This window comes from Tropicimonas marinistellae (assembly GCF_001509585.1).
GTDB lineage: Bacteria > Pseudomonadota > Alphaproteobacteria > Rhodobacterales > Rhodobacteraceae > Tropicimonas > Tropicimonas marinistellae.
In genome coordinates, this window is record NZ_LNCI01000027.1 from 1 (window position 1) to 7695 (window position 7695).

Here is a 7695-nt window from a genome sequence, read left to right on the forward strand (position 1 = left end):
CGGCATCCTTCAAGGAGGGCGGTTTGCAGATTTTTTCTGCACTTCTTATGCAGGTCCGCTCGACGGTTAACCAAGAACGACGCGGCGGCTTGTGCGGACGCATCGGCAGCCGCGTCTTGTCATCAGTTAGGCATGATCGCTCCGATAGCATACATGCCGTCGTCGCCCTTGATCAGCATCAGCGTGACCTCGTCGCCGGGCGAGACCTCGCCCATCATCTCGGCGCCCTCCAGAAGCGGCAGGTCCATCGTCATGGGCGGCCAGCCGATTTCGGGGATCGGGCCATGGCTGACATTGGCGGTTCCAGCTCCGATCTCATTGATGGTGGCCGTAGCATGAACCCCGCCCTCCATCTGCTGGTCGGTCATCGGCATGTTGGAGTGGTCCATTCCGTGCGAGGCTTGCGCCAGCGCTGCGCCGGCAGAGAGGGCGAGGATGGGAAGAGTGTGCAGAAGGGTCTTCATGAGCGTCCTTTCAGGATTGTGAAATAGTCACTCGGCCGGAACGGGCGCCGGGCCGGGGGATTGGGGCGGAGATGAATTGGCGATCTCCCGATTGACGCGGGGAAGTGCGAGCCGTTTCCAGATCACGAAGATCGCGGGGATCACGAACAGGGTCAGGATCGTCGCCGTGACCATGCCGCCAATCATCGGCGCCGCGATCCTCTGCATGATCTCGGACCCCGTACCGCTGCCGTACATGATCGGGATCAGGGCCGCGAAAATCGTGGCGACCGTCATCACTTTCGGGCGCACGCGCAGAACGGCGCCTTCGAAGACGGCTTCCTCGATATCGTTCCGGTCGAGCCTGCGCCCCTCGCCCTGCACCAGCCTGCGCCGTTTCTCCCATGAGAGGTTCAGGTAGAGCAGCATCACGATGGCGGTCTCGACCGCGACGCCCGCGAGCGCGATGAACCCGACGAGCACCGCCACCGAGGTATCGAAACCGAGATACCAAAGGAACCAGACGCCGCCCGACAGCGCGACAGGCAGCGCGGCGAGGATAATCCCGACCTCGATCACGCGGTTGAAGGCCATGAACAGCATGAGCGTGATGATGAGCAGGGTCGCCGGGGCGACGATGGTCAGGCGTTCCTGCATCCGCTCGATATACTCGTACTGGCCGGACCAGCTCAGCGCATAGCCCGGCGGCAGGGTGACCTGCTCGGCGACCTGCGCCCTCGCTTCGGCGACGTAGCTGCCAAGATCCCGCCCAGCGATGTCGATGAAGACAAAGCCGGTTCGCCGCGCATTCTCCGAACGGATCATGCCCGGGCCGTCGACGATTCGGATCTCCGCAAGCGTCGCGAGCGGCACATGGGCCCCGGAGGGCGTGACCACCGGCAGGGTTTCCAGCCGTTCGGGGCTGTCGCGCCAAGATTGCGGATAGCGCAAGTTGATCGGGAACCGCTCCAGCCCCTCGACGGATTCCGAGACCTGCATGCCGCCGATTGCTGTCTGCACGACGTTCTGCACGTCCTGCACGCTCATCATGTAACGTGCCGCGGCCGCGCGGTTGACGTCGATCTCGATGAACCGCCCGCCCACGGGCCGCTCGGCATAGGCAGAAGCGGTGCCCTCGATCCCGCGCACGGCCTCCTCCACGGCGATGCCGATCCGCTCGATCTCCTTCAGGTCCGCCCCCGTGATCTTGACGCCGACCGGCGTCTTAATGCCCGTTGCCAGCATGTCGATCCGGTTCTTGATCGGCTGGATCCACACGTTGGTCACGCCGGGCACCTGCACGGCACGGTCAAGCTCGTCGCGTATCCCTTCCATCGTCATGCCGGGGCGCCATTCGCTCTCTGGCTTCAGCTGGATCGTGGTCTCGATCATCGTGAGCGGCGCGGGGTCCGTGGCGGTATCGGCGCGGCCGAGCTTTCCGTGGACGGTCTCGACCTCGGGGACAGTGGCGATTAGGCGGTCGGTCTGCTGGAGCACTTCGCGCGCCTTGCCGATTGAGACGCCGGGATAAAGCGACGGCATGAAAAGGAAGTCGCCCTCGTTCAGCTCGGGTATGAACTCCGAACCGAGCCTTTGCAACGGGTACCACATCGAGGCGACCACGGCTGCCGCGAGCACGCTAGTGGCCCAGGGCCAGGCTATGGCCGCGTCGAGGAATGGGCGGTAGAGGAACACGACAACACGGTTCAACGGATTCTTGCGTTCAGGCACGATCCGACCGCGCACGAAATAGCCCATCAACACCGGCACGAGCGTGATTGACAGGATCGCCGCAGCAGCCATGGCATAGGTCTTGGTATAGGCAAGGGGCTTGAAAAGGCGGCCTTCCTGGTTCTCCAGTACGAAAACCGGCAGGAAGCTAACGGTGATGATCGCCAGCGAATAGAAAAGCGCAGGCCCGACCTCGGAGGCACATTCCTGCACGATCCGCCAGCGGTTCTCGGCTGTCAGCTTCTCTTTCTCAAGCCGTCGGTGCATCGCCTCGATCATGACGATCGAGGCATCGACCATTGCGCCAATGGCGATGGCGATACCTCCCAGTGACATGATGTTGGCGTTCACTCCCTGGGCCTTCATCAGGATGAAGGCGGCGAAAATCCCCAAAGGAAGCGACAACAGGATCACAAGAGATGAGCGCAGATGCAGCAGGAATGCTGCGCAGACGAGCACGACGACGATGAACTCTTCCGTCAGCTTTTTCTGCAGGTTGTCGATCGCGCGTTCTATGACGCCGGAGCGATCATAGGTCGTGACGAGTTCGACGCCCTCCGGCAGGTTCGGCCGCAATTCCTCTATACGGGCCTCAACCGCCTCGATCGTCGCGAGCGCATTGCCTCCCGAACGAAGGATGACCACGCCGCCAACGGCGTCCCCTTCGCCGTCCAGTTCGCCGACGCCCCGACGCATTTCTGGCCCGAGTCGTATGTCGGCCACGTCACCCAGGGTGAGCGCCGCGCCGCGGTCGTTGACCATCAGAGGCGCACTCGCGAGATCAGCCAACTCGTCAATGTATCCCGATGATCGCACCATGAACTCGGCCTCGCCCATCTCTATCACGCTGCCGCCGGTCTCCCGGTTGGCCGACCGAATGGCGCCTGCGAGCTGGTCGAGCGTGATGTCATAGGCGCGCAGCTTGTTGGGGTCGACAACCACCTGGTACTGCTTGACCATGCCACCGATCGTGGCGACTTCGGACACGCCTTCGACCGCCTGGAGCTCGTATTTCAGGAACCAGTCCTGCAGCGTCCGAAGCTGCGCGAGGTCATGGTTCCCGCTCCGGTCGATCAGCGCGTATTGGTAGATCCAGCCAACGCCGGTCGCGTCCGGCCCGAGCTGCGGAGACACCCCTTCGGGCAAGCTTCCGCTGATCTGGCCGAGATATTCCAGAACACGGGAGCGCGCCCAGTAAAGGTCCGTGCCGTCCTCGAATACCACATAGACATAGCTGTCGCCAAAGAACGAGAAGCCGCGCACGTCCTGCGCCCCCGGCACGGCGAGCATCGCGGTGGCGAGCGGGTACGTGATCTGGTTCTCGACGACTTGCGGAGCCTGACCGGCATAGGGCGTGCGGATGATGACCTGCACGTCCGAAAGGTCGGGGATCGCGTCAACCGGTGTTTCGCGGATCGCCCAGATCCCGGCGGCAGCCATCATGAAGGCCAGCACCAGGATGACGAACCGGTTGGCGAGCGACGCACGAATGATGGCAGGAATCATTGCGTCAGGCTTTCCGTGGCGGTGACGCCAACGAGCGTCATGGAGAAATCGGGGTTTCGATCCAGCAGGAGCGTCAACTCCGTTCCCACAGGCAGCTCAGCGAGCTCGACTTCATCGGAAATGGCGAAATCCATGGTCATACCGGGCATACCGATCTCGACCATGGGTCCATGGGTGACGTTGGCCATCCGCGCGTCCAGATCGACCGAGTTGATCTGACCCGACACTTTCATCGGCGGAGCCACCGGTTCGGCGGCCGCAAGCACCATCGTCATGCTGTTCGGCCGGGCGAAGGTGAGCGTCATCTCGGTGCCGGACACCAGTTCCGCCAGGTCGAGCGCCGGATCGATCTCGAAGTTCATTGTCATGCCCGGCATTCCGATCTCCTGCATCGGGCCGTGGGTGACGGTGGCCATCCGGGTGGCACTGTCGACAGCGTCGATAGTGCCGGAGACGACGATGTGCGGGGCCCCTTCGGCTGGAGCGGGTTCGGTGGACACGGGCTCCGGTGCGCCGACGGCACGGACGGCGATGACCGAGAACATTCCGGCCTCGTCCTTGGCCAGATCGAACTGGATGGGCGCATCGATCGGAACCGTGGTCGGATCCAGACCGGATACGGACAGATCCATCTGCATTTCTGGCCAGCCAAGCTCCGGTATGGGATCATGCGCGAGGGTGAGTTTGCCGTCGGGCGTGACCGCAAGCGCCATCCCGGTCCCGGTCGCCGCGACACCGTCGTCCGGCCCGAGCACCAACAGCCCTAGCCGTCCGTCAGCGCCGCGCGCGGCCGTGAAGGCAACCTTCTCACCTTCCTTGAGTTGGTCGAGCGTCACGTCCGCCCGAACCGGAAACCGGGAGGTCATGGCGGGCCAGTCGAGGCTTTCCAGCGCGTCGTGGGTGACAGTGGCCATGCGGTTGGCCCGATCGAGCGCGACCAGCGTTCCGGTGCCGCGCGCCGGTTCCAGATCTGTCGGCGCCATCCGCATGAAGCCCGCGCTCAGCGCGCTTTCGCTGTCGATGAGGAACTGCGCCGACGCGACGACCTCCTCGCCCGGAGCCAGCCCCTGCAGGATTTCGGTGCGCCCGCCCTCGCCGAAATTGTCGCGCAGCCCCGTGGTGACAAGGCGTGGGCGGAACGTGCCCTCGCCTGTCTTCAGGATCACGCGTTCGGCGGCTCCGGTACGGATGACGGCCTCGGAGGGAACTGTCAAAACCTTTTGGCTGGTTTCAGGCAGCAGACTCACGCTTCCGAACATGCCCGGTCGCAGCACACCCTCGGCGTTGTCGAAACGGAGGCGCACCGGCAAGGTACGGGTGCGCGGGTCGAGTTCCGGATAGACGTAGTCGATCTCGCCCTCGAAGCTGCGGCCAGGGAGGTGTTCGAACCGGGCAACGGCGCGCATGTCGTCCGAAAGTCGGGCAATGTCGCGCTCGAACACATCCACGATCAGCCAGACGCTGCTCAGGTCGGCAACGGAGAAGGCACGCGTTCCTGGCTGGAGAAACATGCCGTCCGCCGCGTCGAGCGAAATCACGACTCCATCCTGTGGCGCCTCGATCTCAATGTTGCGTGCGAGTTCCCGGCTCCGCTCGATCTCAGCCAGTTGCCGAGGTGACATCCCATGGCTCAGCAACTTGTTTCGCGCAGAGTCGAGGATACGAGGATCAGGGTCATCGAGTGCCCGGATCAGGTCTCCGGTCGCGGCGGCTACAAGCGGCGAGAACAGGTCGAACAGGACCTGGCCTGCCTTGACCCTGTCTCCCACCGCGCGAACTTCGAGGCGTTCGATCCAGCCTTCCACGCGGGTATGGACGTGACTGGTCCGGTGCTCGTCATAGCCGACGAAACCCACCGTTTCGATGCGCTGCGCGACATCGGTCACCTGCGCCAGCGCGGTGCGGACACCGATCGCATTGATCTCGGCCGCGCTTAGTGTGACCTCCTCGGGGTCGCCCGAGGGTTCCTGCCCGGCATAGACCGGGACCAGGTCCATACCCATCGGCGACTTGCCCGGCCCGTCGCGGCGGAAATTCGCATCCATCGGCGCGACCCAATAGAGGATCTCCGGCTCATCGGAGCCGTTCTGGGTCACCGGATTGAGGTAGAGCCGCTCAAGATAGACCCCACCCGACATACCCCCGGCCAGGGCAAGAATACTGAGCGCCGCATAACGTCCGCGCATGACAACCTCCAGACCTCCGACCACATTTCAGTCGGCTCTTGAACGACGATTTGACCACGACCCCCGTACTCGGGGCCGTTGGAACGATGTCAGAGAGTCCGAGGCGGACGTTCGGGCACTGAGGCCACCTGCAACCTGATGGACGAAGTCACGAATGGGCGCTGGGTTGCGCGGCGTTCGAGGATCTCGTGAGCCGGTAAATGAGCGGGTTGGAGCTCAGCAGGGCAGCATCCCGCGACATGGCACCCCGATGCCTGCGCCGTGTCCGACGGGCAGTGCTCTGAGCCAGCATCCGTTGACGCCGCATGATGCGCGGGGTGCCCCGCGTGACTGGCCGCCGGTGTTGTCACTTCTTGAGCGATTGCGCTGGCCGCGTGAGTGGTGGGCTGCGACCCGCCGATGACAAAGGAAAGACTGCCGATCACCAGCGAGAGGCAGGTGATCAGTGCGAAGATGCGCCATGCGGCTGTTCTGACAGTCAATCTTGTCACGCGATTCTCTTATTTTGAGCAGGCCGATCGGACAATATACATTCTCGCGATCAGCCCGTGGGAAGCACTTTCCCGGAGGGTCTCAAGCGGCGGGCCGGTTCCGAAGTTACGCCATTAGTATCCGCGCGCCATTGCCGGCCAAGGGACGCTTTCATTCGGAATTGAGCAGATAGGTCGCCATCGCGCTCAGGTCCGCCTCGGTCAGGAAGCCGGTGCCGCCCTGTACCACTTCGCCCATACTGCCTCCGAAGGCGTCGCCGTCGGGCATCACTCCAGTGCGGAGCGCGAAGGCGAGGTTTGCGACCGTCCAGCCCTTGGCGCGCAGGACGGCGGGTTTGAGTGAGGGCGCGGTGCCTCCCCCCGGAAGACGCTTGTTACCGGCAAAGTCCGCGGCCCTCAGGCGTGCTCCAGCAAGGTTTCGGGGCGTATGGCAGGCCCCGCAATGCGCCGCGCCCCGCACCAGCTCGCGTCCCCGGTTCCACGCCGCACTCCGGCCCTCGACCGGCCGCGTTTCCGGGCGAGTCAGGAACACGGCCCGCCAGATTTTAAGGCCCCATCTCTGGTTGACCGGAAACGGCACCTCATGCGCCGAACTGGGCTCGGGCACCGGTGGCACGGTCTGAAACGCCGCCCATAGATCCGCGATCTCCTGATCGGAGAAACTCGCGTAGAACGGGTAGGTGAACGTGGGGAAATAGGGCTCGCCACGCCGCGAGATCCCCTGCCGCACCGCCTTTGCGAAGTCTTCGACCGTCCAGTCACCGATGCCATGGTCGGGGTCCGTGGTCAGGTTGGGAGGATAGAATACCCCAAACGGCGTTTCCAGCGGCGCCCCGCCTGCCAGCGGCGCGCCGCCAGCCGCGACATTGGTATGGCAGGCGATACACCCGCTCGCCCGCGCAAGATACGCGCCGCGGTTCACGTCTCCGGTCAATGTGATCGGGGCAGGATCCTTTCCGACCGGCCAGACCATCAGACCGATGACGACGACTCCGCCTGCCACTGCGAGGATCGACGCAACCCGCAGCAGAGCCAGCATGTCATTTCTCCTCAGCGCGGAACCTCGTGTGGCAGGCTGTGCAGGCCTGGCTAACCATGGCAAAGGCCATGCCGGCGGGCATCTGGCCGATATGTTTGGCGCTCATCACCGGCGCATCACCGCCCATCATGCCCGCTCCACCCATCATGCTTTGTCCACTCATCATTCCGCCCTGCGCCGGCATGCCGCCGACACCGTTATCCGCAGAGAGTTCCAGCCCTTTGGCAAAGATCTCCAATTGCTGCGCAAGCCCGGTGAAACTCTCCCAATCCTGCCAGATGTCGGGCCTGGCCTCCGAA

General features: G+C 63.8%; 4 protein-coding genes and 1 pseudogene. All 5 read right to left on the minus strand.

Annotated elements, in window-relative coordinates; translation table 11 throughout:
* Positions 1 to 122: 122 nt before the first annotated feature.
* A complete protein-coding gene (locus tag ARC39_RS24990) occupies positions 123 to 464 on the minus strand; it encodes a copper-binding protein (protein WP_068119577.1) in 342 nt (113 codons plus the stop codon).
* Between the two features lie 27 nt (positions 465 to 491).
* Positions 492 to 3680 carry an efflux RND transporter permease subunit gene (locus tag ARC39_RS24995; protein ID WP_068119580.1) on the minus strand — a complete coding sequence of 1063 codons (3189 nt, stop codon included), beginning with the start codon at positions 3678 to 3680 and terminating at the stop codon, positions 492 to 494.
* On the minus strand, positions 3677 to 5866 hold the full coding sequence (locus tag ARC39_RS25000) for an efflux RND transporter periplasmic adaptor subunit (protein ID WP_068119585.1): 2190 nt from the start codon (positions 5864 to 5866) through the stop codon (positions 3677 to 3679). Before ARC39_RS25000 ends, ARC39_RS24995 begins: the two co-directional genes overlap by 4 nt.
* Positions 5867 to 6508: 642 nt before the next feature.
* Positions 6509 to 7396 carry a c-type cytochrome gene (locus ARC39_RS25005; RefSeq protein ID WP_201455809.1) on the minus strand — a complete coding sequence of 296 codons (888 nt, stop codon included), beginning with the start codon at positions 7394 to 7396 and terminating at the stop codon, positions 6509 to 6511.
* A 1-nt stretch (position 7397) separates the two neighbouring features.
* Positions 7398 to 7695, minus strand: a pseudogene (locus ARC39_RS25910) (cytochrome c); the annotation flags it as partial.

Coding starts and splice junctions, on each gene's coding strand:
- ARC39_RS24990 (WP_068119577.1), bottom strand. CDS start 464: ATGAAGACCCTTCTGCACACTCTTCCCATCCTCGCCCTCTCTGCCGGC.
- ARC39_RS24995 (WP_068119580.1), bottom strand. CDS start 3,680: ATGATTCCTGCCATCATTCGTGCGTCGCTCGCCAACCGGTTCGTCATC.
- ARC39_RS25000 (WP_068119585.1), bottom strand. CDS start 5,866: ATGCGCGGACGTTATGCGGCGCTCAGTATTCTTGCCCTGGCCGGGGGT.
- ARC39_RS25005 (WP_201455809.1), bottom strand. CDS start 7,396: ATGCTGGCTCTGCTGCGGGTTGCGTCGATCCTCGCAGTGGCAGGCGGA.